Source organism: Paenibacillus sp. RC67 (genome assembly GCF_030020805.1).
Taxonomy (GTDB): Bacteria; Bacillota; Bacilli; order Paenibacillales; family NBRC-103111; genus Paenibacillus_S.
On record NZ_CP125098.1, the window covers coordinates 694,977 to 711,066 of the forward strand.

Below are 16,090 nucleotides of genomic sequence, written 5' to 3' on the forward strand. Positions count from 1 at the left end.
TTTTTATGAAACTTGGAATCGTAACCCCGTGGTTTAGTGATAATATTTCAGGTGGTGCAGAAAGATTTGCTGGTGGTATCGCTAAAAGTCTGCAGGATGCAGGGTGCAAGGTTGAGATTATAACCACTTGTGGTAAGGACTCATTTTGGGATTGGGGTACAGATTTCTATGATGAAGGTTTGACTTCAATAAATGAACTTCAAGTAAGAAGATTTTCACTTCGAAAAAGAAATAAGATTTTATACGATGAGCTTATGGGCAAATTAATACATGGGGAAACTTTAAGTTACGTTCAAGAAATGCAATTAATGCACGAAACTGTTAACAGTGACTCCATGTATGATTTTATAAATACCTCTGGTGACAACTATATTTTTATGTTTATACCTTATCTTGCTGGAACTACTTATTGGGGAAGCAAATTAAGACCGGAAAATAGCTTTATTATACCATGTCTTCATGACGAAGGAATGGCTTATTTCAAGTCCGTAAGTGATATGTTTTCTAGAGTAAAAGGACTCTTTTTAAACACTGTAGAAGAGCTTGAATTTTCATCAAGGCTGTATGGTTTGGAAGAGGGTACGGGTACAGTTTCAGGTGGAGGAGTTGAAATCGATTATGCACCTTCATCTGATAATTTTAGGAAAAAATATAATTTACATGGAGAATATTTTGTATATGTAGGTAGGCAAGTTTCGGGGAAAAACGTTCCTCAACTTATTAATTTGTTTAATCAATATATTGAAGATACTTTAAATGACACTAAACTTGTTTTTCTTGGTAAAGGTGAAGACCAAATTATTGAAACTATGAAAAGCTCAAAGAATATCATTCATGTAGGAGAAGTAAGTGATGAGGAAAAGTATGATGCAATCGCAGGAGCAGTGGCATTAATACAACCTTCACTGATGGAGAGTTTTTCTATTGTTATAATGGAAAGTTGGCTATGTAATACACCTGTCATAGTTCATGAGCATTGTGCGGTCACAAAAGGGCATTGTGATCGAAGTGAAGGTGGTTTGTATTATAAAGATTACATGTCATTCAAAGAAACATTAAATATATTATTAATTGATTCAGAGAATGCAAAGGTGATGGGACAAAAAGGGAAAAAATATGTAGAAGAGTTTTATACGTGGAAAAAAACGGCGGAGAGAATAATTGAATTTTTAGTTAGTAAAGGATTTCAAAGAGAGGATATTATTGCATGAGAATCTTAATTGATATTCAGACTCTATATACTCCAGAGAAAAATAGAGGAATAGGAATTTATACTTACAACTGGATAAAAGATTTTATTAAACAAGACAATAGCCATAGATATTACCTGCTTAGAAAAAAAAATAATAAATGGGAATTTTCTTTTGTAACTCAATACATTGATTTTGATAAAAGAATTCAAGAAGATCATAATTGGGAAATAGGAGAACTAGAGGATTTTGTAGAGAAAAAACATATAGATATCATTCATTTTACAAGTCCGCTCATGTTTGATATTGAAGTTCCGAAGATTGAAAATAGTAAAGTTAAAATATCTTATCTAGTGTATGACTTAATTCCTTTGGTGATGCAAGAGCAATACTATGCTAAATGGCCTCAGCATATCCAAAATTTATATAATTCAAGATGCGAATTGATTGCAAAAGCAGATATGGTACTGACCATTTCTGAAGCATCAAAAAATGACCTATTGAAGTTTTATCCAATGGATTCTAGTAAAATTCATGTTATATATGCTTCTACTAATGAGAATTTGTACCATCCTGGTAAATCGGGAAGCGAGAATACAATAATCAATGAAGAGTTAGGCTTGTCTTCTCCATTTATTTACTCACTAACGGGTTATGATCCTAGAAAAAATAATAAGGGATTAATTAATGCTTTTTCAAAAGTAGTTAAAGAGTTGCCAAACATTAAATTGGTAATATCTGGAATAAAACAAGAAACAGAGAAAGCGGAATTAACTTCGTATGCCAGAGAAAATGGAATTAGTGATAAACAAATACTATTTTTGGGCTTTGTAAGTGATGATTGCTTAGTCTCTTTGTACAAGGAATGTGAACTTTTTGTATTTCCATCTCTTTATGAAGGATTCGGCTTACCTGTCTTAGAGGCGATGCGATGCGGAGCTCCTGTAATTACGACGAAAAGTTCTTCTATTCCTGAAGTAACCAATAATGCCGCCATACTTGTTGATGTTAATAATGATGAGATGTTAGCAGAAGCTATTATTTCTATTCTTACAAATAAACAATTATCAGAAGAACTGAAGATAAAATCTATAAAACAAGCAGAAAAATTTAGTTGGGATCACTCAACTCAGCTTAGTTTACATGCATTCCAAATGCTAGCATCGACTTCGTTATTAAATTTAGAATTGAATTCTGAGAAGCCTGTAATGGCTTATTTCAGTCCTTTAAACCCTCAGTCTTCTGGGATTTCTGACTATAGTGAAGAATTGCTTACAAAATTAAAAGATTATTTTGATATAAAGATTTTTGTAAATGGTTATATTCCAGAGAATAGCTTTATTAAGGATAATTTTGTTGTTTTAGATTATAAAGATCATTTTAACGAATTAGAACAAATAAAAATAAGAGTATATCATATGGGCAATAATGAGCTTCACTCATGGATATACGACGCTATTATTAATTATCCTGGCAGTGTAGTTTTGCATGATTTAAATTTATATGGGTTTTATATATATACTAAGTATTTACGTGGCGATAAAACAGGATTTGTGAATGAGCTAGCGTACAGCCATGGACAAAAAGGATTGCATGCTGGCGAGCAATTACTAACGATGAATACTTACCCCAATGATCAAGAATTCCCAATGTTTAAGAAAGTAGTAGAAATAAGTAATCAAGTAATTGTTCATAGCAAATGGGTTAAAGATAAAATTGAGATTGAATCGGATTTTCAAGGGAGTATCGTTACAATACCAAGTGGTATTTTAGTAAATGAGTCATCACTAACAAAAGTAGAATTAAAAAAGAGTCTTCAAATGGATTTGAATAAAATATCTATCGGAGTATTTGGGAATGTTATCCCCAATAAGAGAATAGATGTTATTTTACGTGTAATTTCTGAGTTAATAAAGACCAATACAAATATAGAGTTAAATATAATTGGTCATTGTAACAGCGAGATGAAAGAACACATTATGAAAAATCTTAAAAAGATGAATATTAATAATTATGTAAAAATAATACCAGGTCCGAGTTTAGAGATATTTAAAAAATATATTGAAGCTTCAGATCTTTGTATTAACCTTAGATGGCCAACTTTTGGTGAAACATCAGCTACTTTAGTAAGATCTTTAGGCTACGGGGTTCCTTGCATTGTTTCAAATGTTGGATCCTATATGGAGTACCCTGACAGCTGTGTCTGGAAAGTGGATGTTGATGAATATGAGGAAGAGCTTTTGTTAGCCTATTTAATGGAAATTGTCAATAATCCTATGCTGAGAAATGAGATGGGGGCTTTTGGCGAATTATACATGAAAGAAAATCATGATTTTAATGTTGTCGCCAAATTATTCAGTCAAGCTCTACTAGATTAAATTATTAACTATAACCATTTTAGGAGGGCTACTTTTTCATGAAACAAATTAAAAAAGCGATAATACCGGCCGCGGGATTGGGCACTCGTTTCTTGCCAGCAACTAAGGCAATGCCGAAGGAAATGTTACCAATTGTGGATAAACCAACAATACAGTATATTATCGAAGAGGCAGTTCAATCGGGGATTGAGGATATTATTATCGTAACAGGTAAAGGAAAAAGAGCAATTGAGGATCATTTCGACATTGCATTTGAATTGGAACAGAAACTGATAGAAAAGAATAAAATTAATCTTCTTGAGGAAGTAAGACATTCCTCAAGATTAGTTGATATACACTATATCAGACAAAAAGAACCCAAAGGACTCGGTCATGCTATCTGGTGCGCAAGGAAATTCATCGGTGATGAGCCATTTGCTGTTCTTCTCGGAGATGATATTGTTAAAACTACAGAAACGACTAAACCTTGTTTAAAACAACTAATTGATCTTTTCACGTCTTATAGATCTACGATAATCGGTGTACAACCAGTAAATCAAAGTGAGGTTTCACGATACGGAATTATTGACACAAGAGATGCTACTAAGCAATTAGTTCGCGTGTCAGACTTAATTGAGAAACCAGCTATACATGAGGCTCCATCTAATCTCGCCATCTTAGGTAGGTATATACTTACCCCAAAAATTTTTGAAATACTTGATGAAGGAATCGTAGGTGCAGGAGGTGAGATACAGCTAACTGACGCAATTAGAAGATTGTTACAATTTGAATCAGTTTATGCTTACAATTTTGAAGGTATACGTTACGACGTAGGTGAAAAGCTAGGTTTTATAAAAACAACGCTTGATTTCGCACTGGAACGGAATGAATTGAAAAATGAGTTACTTGACTATATGGAATTGTTATTGAAACAACATCAAACTCATATTGAAAATTAATAATATGGACAGTTTTCTGATGCTTTCCTTTTTGGCGTAGGAGGTACAAATGTTCAACATGGTTAAAATTAAAAGCTTAATGCTGTTTATTATTTTAATTTTACTAATTTCGAGTTGTCTATTATTAGATTTTCGCATATATTATCCATTAATATTATGTTTTCTTTTAACAATGGTATTTTATTATTTTGAAGAAAATGGAAGGTTTCTAGATATATCTCATACAAAGTTGTTTTTATTAGTATTAAGTGTGAGTATAAGTGGTTTATATTTCTTAGCTGTATTAGGTAGCCATATTTTAAATTATACTTATATAGATTGGTTGCTTTTGAAAGAAGACCCTGCCCAGCATTATATAGGATGGCAATTCTTTAGAAATGAACCTTGGAGCATTCCCTTTGGGAAAATTGAAAGCTTTGGTTATCCTTTAAACACTTCAATTTTCTATACTGATTCTGTTCCGTTACTAGCTTTCATATTTAAAACGCTAAATCCTGTGTTACCTCCTACTTTCCAATATATGGGCTATTGGATGTTGATATGTTATATTTTACAAGGTTTTTTTGGATTAATGCTTATCCGTAAAATAACCCATAATACATCGGTTCAAATTCTAGCTGCTATGTTTTTTGTAATTAGCCCTATTATGCTCTGGAGGGCTTACGGACATGAAGCATTAATGGGGCACTGGGTAATATTGGCCTCTATATTATTATTTATTAATAAATCCTATTTCCCGTTTGTTAAGTGGTTATTACTAATAACTGTAAGTTTACTTGTACATCCATATATTTTTATAATGATACTAGGTCTTTTTTTTGTTCAATTATTTGAGTTGGCTGTTATTAAAAAAGTAATTTCTTATAAAATACTACTAATATATATAATAATTATCTCTATAAATATTATTTTTTTACTGTGGTCAGTAGGTTACTTTACTTTAGGGAAAGTTGGTTCTACGAGTGGCTATGGTGATTTAAGCTTTAATTTAACATCTTTATTCAATCCACAAGGATGGTCAAACGGCCTAATAAAAGATAGAAGTCTTGCAATAAGTGGGCAGTATGAGGGTTTTAGTTACTTTGGTGTTGGAATAATTGTAATATTATTATGGGCGTTTTTTCAAATCCTAAATAAGCCTTCACTAGTAAAACCAATAAAAAACTTTTGGGTTGGTTTAAGTATTGTATTTGTTATCTATTTTGCAATTGCAACATCTAATGTTATTACATTAGATAATCATATACTAGCTAATATTAAATTGAATGAAAACATTCTTGCTCTATTAGGTACAATTCGAGCTTCTGGTAGAATGATTTGGCCATTGTATTATATGATAATTTTCTTCAGTTTATATATTTTAATAAGAGGTTCCTCAAAAAAAGTCGTAATATTATTGTTATCATTTTCACTTTTTATTCAGTATTATGATTTATCCTCTAAAATGCAAGAGTTTCACAAGTCTTATAATAATTATTCCACTTGGAACAATCCGCTAAAATCAGCCTTTTGGAACTTTGCAACAACACAATTTGATAATATTGTTTTTGTACCTTTAAATGACAAGTTATATCTTCCTTTTTCTTATTTAGCGTCTAATAACAATATGAAGATTAATATTGGATATTTTGCTAGACAAGATTATTCTAAACGCATTGCAATCAATACAGAAACTAGGCGACAACTACTTAATGGAGTATATGATACAAAAACATTATATATTATAGATAAAAGCGATATTAACTCTTTCATTTTGAATGGTACGGAAGTATATAATATTGATGGGTATTTTGTGTTTATACCTACCGCAAACTTACTAAGAAATGAAATAAATAATTTTAATTTACAGAAAGTTAATCTTAATAACCTAATTAACTATAAACTTGGTGATGAAGTAAAATTTGGCCTTAATGGAGTTTTTCGAAAATATTCATTGTCCGGTTGGGAGGAAAGTTCTGGAAAAGATGGCACTTGGACAGAAGGTCACATCTCTGAACTTAGATTTTTTTTACAGGATAGAGTTAATGAAGATTTACAATTAAACTTAGATATGATTCCGTTGATAAACCACAAACTGGATAGGCAAATGCTTATTATTAGTATTAACGATAAAGTTATTTGGGAAGGTCCTATATCAAGAGCACAACAGTTGAAAGTAGCAATCCCAAACAACGTACTCAACGATAGTAATCAGCTGTATATAAAATTTCAAACACCAAGTGCAACTTCTCCTAAAGATATGGGAATTAATGAGGATACTAGGATTTTAGGATTGCACTTTAGATCGTTGATAATAACTAGATTTGAATAAAGCTTGTTTTGTTAATTTAGATTAAGAAAGGAAGTTCATCTTGAGAAAGATAACAATATTAATACCTGCATATAATGAAGAAGCCGTGCTCCACCAACTCTATACTCGTTTAAATAAAGTGATTGATATTATACCTAACTATAATTTTGAGCTTCTGTTTATTAATGATGGAAGTAAGGATAACACAATTGATATCATAAAGAACATGAGGCAACATGATAAAAGAATTTCATATATAGATCTTTCCAGAAATTTTGGAAAAGAAATTGCTATGATTGCAGGTCTTGATTATGCTACGGGTGATGCTGTTGTTATTATCGATGCCGATCTTCAAGATCCTCCTGAATTAATTGTTGAAATGATTAATTACTGGGAAGAAGGTTTCGATGATGTATACGCAAAAAGAAGAAATAGAGCTGGAGAAACTTGGTTGAAAAAATTTACCGCGAATATGTTTTATAAAACACTTCAAAGGATAAGTAAAATACCTATACAAGAAAATACAGGAGATTTTAGATTACTTGATAGACGCTGTGTAGAAGCATTGAAAAAACTTAGAGAGACACAAAGATACACAAAAGGGATGTTTAGTTGGATAGGTTTCAATAAAAAAGAAATACTTTTTGATCGCGACCCTAGGGCTGCTGGAGAAACAAAATGGAACTATTTTAAACTAGCAGATTTAGCCATTGAGGGAATAACATCTTTTACGATAGCTCCTCTGAGGTTATCTGTATTATTTGGCTTATTCATTTCATTATTTGCTTTTATTTATATGCTTTTTATAATTACAAAAACCGTTTTGTACGGTGAATCCGTTGCAGGGTATCCTTCTCTTATTACAGTAATTTTATTTCTTGGAGGTATACAACTATTATCTATAGGTATAATAGGTGAATATTTAGGGAGAATATTCAATGAAACAAAGAGAAGACCACTATATTTTATAAATGAATATAACAATAGGAAAGATGAAATTGGAGAAAAAGCAGAATTAATCGGAAAATTTTAGGTGGCGAAATGACTTTAAAAAAAGAACTTGGTAATTATATTTTTTTTGGTATTCTCACAACTGTTGTGAATATTGTTATGTATGCATTGTTAACAAAAAGTCTGATTGTTGATTATAAAATAGCTACAGCATTTGCTTGGTTAGTCTCTGTAATTTTTGCTTTCATTACTAATAAATTATACGTATTTAAAAGCTATAATAATGAAATATATAAAGTTATTAAGGAAATATTATTTTTTATCTTTTTTAGAATTCTTTCTTTGATTATGGATTTATTAGTTATGATGTTAATGGTTCAATATTTAATGCAAGATGACTTTTTTTCGAAGATTATATCGAATATATTAGTTGTTGCTACTAATTATTTATTCAGTAAATTTATTATTTTTTCGAAAAAATCAATTTAGTAACATTTATAAAACAGTTAATGAATATATTACTTCATTTATTATATTCCATAATAAACTTAGCCCAAGGTATACTAAAATAATTTATATACCGGATATAGATATTCTGGTAATCGTCTAATTCTAAAGGACGTTCTGTTTATGCTGACCCCAAAAAACGTAATGATCCACAACCGCCGACTTCCTTACAACGATAGGGCCGTCGGCGGTTGCTTGTCATGTATCCATTTCTTAACAGAAGTCCTATTATTCTCTTAATTTATTACTCGTCCCATTCCCTCATAGATAAAACCATAATTCTTTAACATCATTGGATTTAATGCATTCCTCGCATCTATGACCACTTTTTTTCTGACTAATCCTGATATTTTTTCCCAATCAAGTTCTAAAAATATTGGCCATTCCGTCATTAATACAATAACATCCACACCTTCTAAAGCTCCATATACTTCTTTACAATTTTTTATATTGGTTATATGATTATAAACTTGTTCCTTCACAATGGGATCATATGCCTTAATCTCGATACCATGTTCTTGTAACTGCTTAATAACAAAAATTGAAGGAGCTTCTCTCATATCATCTGTATTTGGTTTGAAAGCAAGTCCTAAAACACCTACGCTTCCCTGTTTGTTAAGTAAATATTTCAAAACTTTTTGAACAATAATCTTTCTCTGAGATGCATTCACTTCTTCAACTTCTTTAAGAAGTTTAAAGTCATATCCTTCTTCTTTAGCGGCTGTAATTAACGCTTTTACATCTTTAGGAAAACATGATCCGCCATATCCAACTCCAGCATTTAAAAAATGTGGTCCAATTCGTTTATCAAGCCCTATACCTTTCGAAATCATTGTAATATCAACATCTAACTTTTCACATAAGTTTGACATTGCATTTATAAAAGAAATTTTTGTAGCCAAAAATGCATTTGAAGCATACTTGATCATTTCAGAGGCGTTTAGAGTTGTCTCAATAATTGGACAATTATATTTATTATATAATTGTTTCATAACGTCTAATCCTCGTTGGTCAGTTGAACCAATAATTATTCTATCAGGATTCATCGCATCATATACCGCGGAACCTTCTCTTAAAAACTCCGGATTGGAAACAACATTATAAACGATCTCTTCCCCTCTGAAGGATCGAATAATTTTATTTATCTCTTCACAAGTTCCAACAGGAACAGTGCTTTTAATTGCGATTGTTACATTATTATTTAAATATGGAGCAATATCATTTGCAACAGCATAAACAGAAGTTAAATCTACATCTCCCGATTCTGACATCGGAGTCCCAACAGCAATAAATATTACTTCTGCTGCCCTAACAGCTCCTATAATGTCATCAGTAAAAAATAGCCTATTAGACTCCATGTTTTTCTTAAGAATACTATCTAGATCTGGTTCATAAATCGGAATATTTCCATTTTGAAGTTGCTGTATTTTATTAGGATCTTTATCTATACAAGTTACAACATGCCCTATTTCAGAAAGGCAGCATCCTGTAATGAGCCCAACATAGCCAGTTCCTACTATAGACACTTTCATTTTGAGCCTCCACTTTTTTAGAATTAGTTGAATTATGTTTTGTTATATTGATAATAGAGAAAGCATTTATTAGTTCATTCGCTTGACAAGTTACGATGTACCTGAGATTGTGAAAGTTTTGGAAGGGAAGTGTTACCCATATCCGGGTTAATATGTAAAATTGGTGCCACTCTATCTCTAGGAAATATTTCTTTTTTTGGAAATACTGTATTTTGGTGTTGGCGAGTGATCTGTTTGAGCTGAATCTAACTCCATTTTTTTTACTCTGTACAAAGCCTCTTCTAACAATTTTCTATTGTTAGAAATCAAGTCCGCTACAAGTCCAATAAGACCTACCTGAAATCCGATTATCATTAGGGTAGCAGCTAGAATCAAAGATTGAATGTGACCATTGCCGTTTCCATGTAAATAATAAAAAACATATCTCAAAGAAACACAAAGTCCAGCTACGAACATGATAAACCCAGTCGTCATAAACACTTTCAGCGGTCGATACATGGTATAAATTCGAATGATAGTATTGGCTGATCTCTTCATATAATTGCCAATGCTTTTAAAGAGTCGTGATTCTCTTAACTTCCCATTTGTACCTATTTTCACGTGACCAACTGCCATTTTCTTATGTCCTGCTTGAATAATAGTTTCTAGTGTATAAGTGAACTCGGAAACAATATTTATGCGGAGAGCTGCTTCACGCGTATATGCTCTAAATCCGCTTGTTGTATCTGGTATATCAGTTTGGGATATTTTACGGACAATCCAACTTCCGAATTTTTGAAAAAATTTCTTGATTGGGGAGAAATGGGCAATGCTATCTGTCTGCCTATTCCCAATAACAATATCGCATTTTTTGGTTAATAAAGGCTGTATAAGTTTGGGAATATCACTACCTTTATATTGATTGTCTGCATCTGTATTAACAATAATATCGGCACCAAGCCTTAAACAAGCATCCATACCAGCTTTGAAAGCTTCTGCTAATCCACGATTCCGTGGAAACTTTACAATATGATTTACTCCCATTTTTTTTGCAACTTCAATGGTCCTATCTGTACTTCCATCATCTATGATCAGTAGTTCAATTTCATCAATGCCATTAATCGATTTAGGAAGATCATTTATTGTTATTGCGAGCGTATCTTCTTCATTTAGGCAAGGAATTTGGATAATTAATTTCATCTGTATTCACTTCACTTTCACTTTTTTTAAAAATGATACATAACCATCCCGAAATAAATAAAATAGTTAATATCAACAAAGAAACAATATTTTGAACTGCAGTCACCAAAGCTGATTGTTCTGATGAGTACCCTAGTCTACTTAAACCCAACATCCATCCAATTTCTTGAGTACCCACATTAATTCCATTAATGGGGATGTAATTACCAATGAATGCATAGTTAACGACATACACTACGTTACTTATCGAAATTTGTATGAGATCATTAGTAATGAAGTAAGCAAAAATATAAAGGTTGACATAGATTAACAGTGATATGAACTGTAGTAGAACAATTTTATTTAGAGTAATTCCAGGGACATCTCCTAAATATTTTTTAATCAATCGAAGGATATATATATTATCGTTTTTTTCGGTTTGGAGAAACAGTGAAATAATATAAGATGATAGAATGAAAAATATTATGAATAAAAATAAGGAAAAAAATAGATGTTTGTTGTAATTTTGAGTGAAAACCACCAAATATAATATAGAAAGGGCATCCAACGCTCTCATTAGAAATAATGTAGAAGTTCCAACAGAGGTTTCAACCTTGTGTTGTTTTTTTAGCAAAACAACATAAGAGATTTCTCCGCTTTTAAATGGAAGAATTCTTAGTAAAAATTGATATATCATCATAAATGGCATTAATCGCAGGGTATTTAAGTTTTCGAGTACTAACGATAGTCTATAGGCTCTCAAAATGAATTGAACGACATAAATTATGATACCAATCAGTACTGTAGATATATTAATTTTTGTAATGGCAATCATCATATCATCAATATTTATTAATTTAATACAAAGTACTAATACTATGATCGTTACGATAACAGAGAAGAGTGCTTTTTTATTTATCATTTTGCTGGCCCTTCTTGGCTTTGGCACCTTGCACAATTTGATGGCATAATTCGTCCCAACTAAATTTAGTTTTGAAATATTCTACATTTTCTGACATAACCTGTTCTCGTGAGTTTTCATAAAAATCAACTATAGATTCATAAATGGCATCACTACTTTTGCTGGGTACTGTGTAGCCAGTCTCTCCATTTATTACAACCTCGGGAAGACCACCTACATTCGTCACAAGCACAGGTTTATTGTAGCTGTATGCAAGTTGAACGACAGCACTTTGAGTTGCGGTAGTATAAGGAAGAACGACTATATCCGCGGTGCAAAAATATTGATGAATTTGTTCGGTAAGGACATAATGATCTATAATTGTTACATAATTATGTAGTGAATAATCAGAGATAAATTTAAGGTATTCCTCTTTAGAACCCTTCATGAACTCCCCGACAATGAGTAAATGAATATCAGAGAATTTTTTGACTAAAGGTACCATGCTTCTTAATAAGAACATTAATCCTTTATACGGCCTTACAAATCCAAAGAATAAAAGCACTTTTTTACTATGCAAGCCCAATAAATATTGCGAGCTTTCCTTGGATACTTGTCTGGAATTTATTTCATGAAATGATGGCATAAAAGCTTTTTTAGCGATCGCTTCAGGAATAATATTTTTTAAATTGGATAGATCTTCTGAGGAATGGACCATGAAGAAATCACCAAGTCTTAATGTTTTACTAGTAATCCATTGTTTGATACGGCTTGTCTCATGTTCAATAACATTGTGACATAAGAACATAATCCTTGCATTCGTCTTTCCTCTAGTAAGCGTACAAAGTACAATGTACAAAGGTGCGAAGAAAGTCACCCACCAAGGGATAATGATAACTTCAGGTTGGTATTCTCTTATGTGTTTGACAGCTTGAAGCCAAGTTAAAGGGTTGATAGAGTCTAAAACTCGAAGAATATCAGGCTCGTAAAGACTAATATTCTCTTTCTCTTCGTCGCTTTTTCCAGGATACAAAAATTTGGGGTATTGTCTTCTAAACCCAATAAATTGAACTTGATGGCTATTTTTTAATAACGACCTGTATAACAAAGTATTATAGTGTGATATCCCGCCACGATACGGATAGGATGGACCTATTATTGTGATTCTCATAAGAATCCCCTTGATTTGTGGATTTGTTCTTTATGTATACAGCATGAAACGATCTCTATTTAATATGAACATTTATTTTTGTTGGTACTTCACCGTATTCATAGAACCATTTTACACTTTCCTGTATTAATCCAACCCAAACTTCATAGTCTCCGGGAGGTAGCGGTTTGCCGTCATAACCTATGGGAGAAAGTTCAATTTTAGTTTGTAGTTTGTCATTTGGGAACAGTGAAAAAGGCAATTGCGTTCGACCCTCTGATACTCTTTGACTCATGTCATTTTTATTAAACCATAATTGGCCGACCTTTACGGCATTTTGGTCGGTCCCTAAATAACGAGAAGTAGGAAGAAATTTTGCGCTAATGTTACTCAGACTGATGGTTATGTTTTTGGGAACATTTGTATCCATAGTCAAGTTGTCAGAACCTTCGAGCTGAATTTGCGTTTTGACGTCTGTAAGATCCTGACTGGAAGAAGAAAGACTATTATTAATGCGGATCATATTAACTGCTATCCCTAAATTTCTATTATCGTCTGAACCTTCTTCTAACTTGGACGGATTCCATACATCACTCTCAATCTGAAGCGTGATTTTATTATCAGATGATTCTATATTGCGAAGAGAAAGTATTTTCTCAGTAGGGCCGTTGATCTCCCCTGAAAATAGATTTTGACCATTAGCTGTAATTTTAATATTCTGCGGTTGTGGTCCTATATTATTAAATGAGATTTGAACACTTGATGATTGGTATTCAGTGTCCATAGGGATTACTAATGAGCCGTTTCCGTCGGTCCATCTAAACGGAGTTCCTAAAGAATCAACTTCTGAATTATAGAAACCTGATTCCTCTACTCCTAATACAGGGTAAGCGCCTAATATAGTATTTTGCGGTTTATCAGATTTAATTAATTTACTTAGCTCTAAGTGATAATGATCTTCAATTAACTCACTTGGTAGTTTATTTGGTACTTGCTCAAGACTACTAAATTGCAAATCAAAATCCTCTACATTCTCTCGATCATAACCAAATATCCCCATACTTCCCAGTAAATAAATATCTCCATCTTTTTGTTGGTTTAGTTCAGTAAGTAACTTTTCATAGCTTGATTCTCTTAGATGACTTAATTGAAGTATTTTTTTATCAAAAGCCATAAATAGAGGAGTGTTAAGTGTATCTATAGTATTAGAAATGATTTTGGAATTATCCGGTATTTTATTAGCTATGGTTGCAACCTGATTCCAGGAATTATTATTTTCTTTTCCTAATATTAGTGCCTTGTCTTGTTGAAACACGAAAGTGAACAGGCTCAGGCTAACTATAGTGAGAATAACCTTTCGCCGATTGTTAGAGAAAAGTAATGAGAACCTGTATAGCCCGTAAAAAGCCAAGAAAATAATGCCTGGAATTATAATTGGGATGAACCTCCGGATTGCCCAATACTGATCGGGTGATATTTGAGGATCGTATAAATATAAAGCAGAAAACCCTCCAATAAGGACGACGAGTGGTATAAGGCTCCACTCTTTTTTAAACATAATACTGTATACAGCAGCTAATAAGCCACCGACCGCTGCATAAAAGATAGGAATTGATAAATACAAGCAAATGATGATGATAGAGTTTTCACGGTAATTTCGAGTCCCATCTAAGGGAGTTCCAGGCCAATCATACGTAGCAAAGGGACCAATGTATGGTCTGATCCAGTGGGCATAGATGACCGTAATAAGAATTAAACTTAGTAGACAGTAGTATAAATATTTTGTACTCGATACTTTTATTTTCAATTTTGATGTTATAACTAAAATAATAAATAAAAAAATAGTTAGGAGACCAATTTTTAAAAGCTGATCGGATAGAGCCAAAAAATATGGTTTAGAAAAATAGTAATAATAGGGAACTGAAAGTAAAATAAAAGCTGCGTTAGTAATATGCAATCTATTCCATACTGCGTTTTCTGATGATGAAACTTCTTTTTTAAGTAAATTAAAGATAATATGGCAAAAGATTAGCATCGGAAAAAAAAGATAAACATCGATTCTTACTAAATAGGTCATTCCCCAAAGAAATCCGCTTAAATAAGCAAAGGTATTGTTCTTATTTTGTAATGAAAGAATTATCGACAAAATTGCGGCTAAAACAAAGACCTGTGTAAGAGTTTCCGATAAAGTCATTCTGGAAATCCATAGTTGACTTAAATTAAATCCTAGAAACAAGGTCGCCATAATCGCATACGGTTTTTTCATAAATGTCTGTCCAAAATATCGAAATAAAATAAGTGAGAAGAACAAAAACAGAGTGTTTACTCTAAAGAGACCTTCAATCCCAAAAGTGGAGTAACCATGTGCTAGCCATGTCGAATAAAGATCTGAAGACTGTACGGTAATATGCCCTGGTGTCGAGTAAAGACCAGCTAGAAAACTTCCATTATAATCTTCAGCACTAAGCAGAGGATAATCCCGAATGGTACTACCGTGGTTTGCTATATAGATCCCACTATTTGCGTAGATTCCCTGATCTCTCCCACCCAATATATTCTCGTTTGGATAAATAACGTTAAATACAATTAGCACTAAAAGACCTATGGTGAAGATCGATTCCCAAATATCAATGTTTAGTTTAACTTCTTTCAAACCTATTATTTTTTTACTAATAAAAAATAATCCTACTAATGAAATTAACCAACCTGCATATCCAAATACTTCACTGTTGTAAATTCCTAATAGTACAGAACCTATAAGAAATATAGACCATATAGCTATCCCACAAACCGTCATTAGAAATAAATGAAATAGGTCAGTTTTCGTTTCACATTCATTTTTTATTTTTTTCTGAAAAAACAAATTGAGCAGATAACCTAAGAACGGTATCGATACCCACAAACCAAGTTGTACTAAATTAACCATTGATACCTCCTACAGATTCAGGCTTAGTTCTATGAAGCGAACTGCCTTAGTAAATATTTTTTTTGTTTATATTCTCCTGACATTTTTGAACATCAGTTTTAAATATAACACGTTTAGTTTAGTTAAGGTTTAAAAGATTGTTGTCTCAAACTTACAGTTAATATAAATA

At 32.2% G+C, this 16,090-nt stretch carries 11 protein-coding genes; 6 read left to right on the plus strand and 5 right to left on the minus strand.

The window, feature by feature from the left end; genetic code table 11:
- Positions 1–5: 5 nt before the first annotated feature.
- From QMA13_RS03195 to QMA13_RS03220, 6 genes are read left to right on the plus strand one after another with little or no spacing between them, the layout of a single operon-like run.
- Entirely contained in the window at positions 6–1,211 is a 1,206-nt protein-coding gene (locus QMA13_RS03195; protein WP_282939477.1) for a glycosyltransferase family 4 protein, read from the plus strand.
- A complete protein-coding gene (locus QMA13_RS03200) occupies positions 1,208–3,568 on the plus strand; it encodes a glycosyltransferase (protein WP_282939479.1) in 2,361 nt (786 codons plus the stop codon). The genes QMA13_RS03195 and QMA13_RS03200 overlap by 4 nt, the downstream gene beginning before the upstream one ends.
- A gap of 38 nt (positions 3,569–3,606) precedes the next feature.
- Positions 3,607–4,506 carry a UTP--glucose-1-phosphate uridylyltransferase GalU gene (gene galU, locus QMA13_RS03205; protein ID WP_282939480.1) on the plus strand — a complete coding sequence of 300 codons (900 nt, stop codon included), beginning with the start codon at positions 3,607–3,609 and terminating at the stop codon, positions 4,504–4,506.
- 58 nt (positions 4,507–4,564) lie between these two features.
- Positions 4,565–6,817 carry a DUF6311 domain-containing protein gene (locus QMA13_RS03210; RefSeq protein ID WP_282939482.1) on the plus strand — a complete coding sequence of 751 codons (2,253 nt, stop codon included), beginning with the start codon at positions 4,565–4,567 and terminating at the stop codon, positions 6,815–6,817.
- Between the two features lie 40 nt (positions 6,818–6,857).
- Positions 6,858–7,829: a glycosyltransferase family 2 protein gene (locus QMA13_RS03215; protein ID WP_282939484.1), complete on the plus strand. Its 972-nt coding sequence runs from the start codon at positions 6,858–6,860 to the stop codon at positions 7,827–7,829.
- Between the two features lie 8 nt (positions 7,830–7,837).
- Entirely contained in the window at positions 7,838–8,236 is a 399-nt protein-coding gene (locus QMA13_RS03220; RefSeq protein WP_282939485.1) for a GtrA family protein, read from the plus strand.
- A 254-nt stretch (positions 8,237–8,490) separates the two neighbouring features.
- Here QMA13_RS03220 and QMA13_RS03225 read toward each other — a convergent pair whose 3' ends face one another.
- The 5 genes from QMA13_RS03225 to QMA13_RS03245 form a co-directional block, all read right to left on the minus strand.
- Positions 8,491–9,786, minus strand: coding sequence for a UDP-glucose dehydrogenase family protein (locus QMA13_RS03225; RefSeq protein WP_282939486.1), 1,296 nt, complete (start codon positions 9,784–9,786; stop codon positions 8,491–8,493).
- A gap of 177 nt (positions 9,787–9,963) precedes the next feature.
- A complete protein-coding gene (locus tag QMA13_RS03230) occupies positions 9,964–10,965 on the minus strand; it encodes a glycosyltransferase (RefSeq protein WP_282939487.1) in 1,002 nt (333 codons plus the stop codon).
- Complete coding sequence (locus QMA13_RS03235) at positions 10,931–11,866, minus strand: lysylphosphatidylglycerol synthase domain-containing protein (RefSeq protein ID WP_282939488.1); 936 nt, start codon at positions 11,864–11,866, stop codon at positions 10,931–10,933. Before QMA13_RS03235 ends, QMA13_RS03230 begins: the two co-directional genes overlap by 35 nt.
- Positions 11,856–13,016 carry a glycosyltransferase gene (locus tag QMA13_RS03240; RefSeq protein ID WP_282939489.1) on the minus strand — a complete coding sequence of 387 codons (1,161 nt, stop codon included), beginning with the start codon at positions 13,014–13,016 and terminating at the stop codon, positions 11,856–11,858. Before QMA13_RS03240 ends, QMA13_RS03235 begins: the two co-directional genes overlap by 11 nt.
- 55 nt (positions 13,017–13,071) lie before the next feature.
- On the minus strand, positions 13,072–15,921 hold the full coding sequence (locus tag QMA13_RS03245; RefSeq protein ID WP_282939491.1) for an ArnT family glycosyltransferase: 2,850 nt from the start codon (positions 15,919–15,921) through the stop codon (positions 13,072–13,074).
- Between the last annotated feature and the right edge of the window lie 169 nt (positions 15,922–16,090).

What these genes read in the sequence shown, in the direction of transcription:
- QMA13_RS03195 (WP_282939477.1), top strand. Translation starts at nt 6, where the DNA reads ATGAAACTTGGAATCGTAACCCCGTGGTTTAGTGATAATATTTCAGGT.
- QMA13_RS03200 (WP_282939479.1), top strand. Translation starts at nt 1,208, where the DNA reads ATGAGAATCTTAATTGATATTCAGACTCTATATACTCCAGAGAAAAAT.
- galU (WP_282939480.1), top strand. Translation starts at nt 3,607, where the DNA reads ATGAAACAAATTAAAAAAGCGATAATACCGGCCGCGGGATTGGGCACT.
- QMA13_RS03210 (WP_282939482.1), top strand. Translation starts at nt 4,565, where the DNA reads ATGGTTAAAATTAAAAGCTTAATGCTGTTTATTATTTTAATTTTACTA.
- QMA13_RS03220 (WP_282939485.1), top strand. Translation starts at nt 7,838, where the DNA reads ATGACTTTAAAAAAAGAACTTGGTAATTATATTTTTTTTGGTATTCTC.
- QMA13_RS03225 (WP_282939486.1), bottom strand. Translation starts at nt 9,786, where the DNA reads ATGAAAGTGTCTATAGTAGGAACTGGCTATGTTGGGCTCATTACAGGA.
- QMA13_RS03230 (WP_282939487.1), bottom strand. Translation starts at nt 10,965, where the DNA reads ATGAAATTAATTATCCAAATTCCTTGCCTAAATGAAGAAGATACGCTC.
- QMA13_RS03235 (WP_282939488.1), bottom strand. Translation starts at nt 11,866, where the DNA reads ATGATAAATAAAAAAGCACTCTTCTCTGTTATCGTAACGATCATAGTA.
- QMA13_RS03240 (WP_282939489.1), bottom strand. Translation starts at nt 13,016, where the DNA reads ATGAGAATCACAATAATAGGTCCATCCTATCCGTATCGTGGCGGGATA.
- QMA13_RS03245 (WP_282939491.1), bottom strand. Translation starts at nt 15,921, where the DNA reads ATGGTTAATTTAGTACAACTTGGTTTGTGGGTATCGATACCGTTCTTA.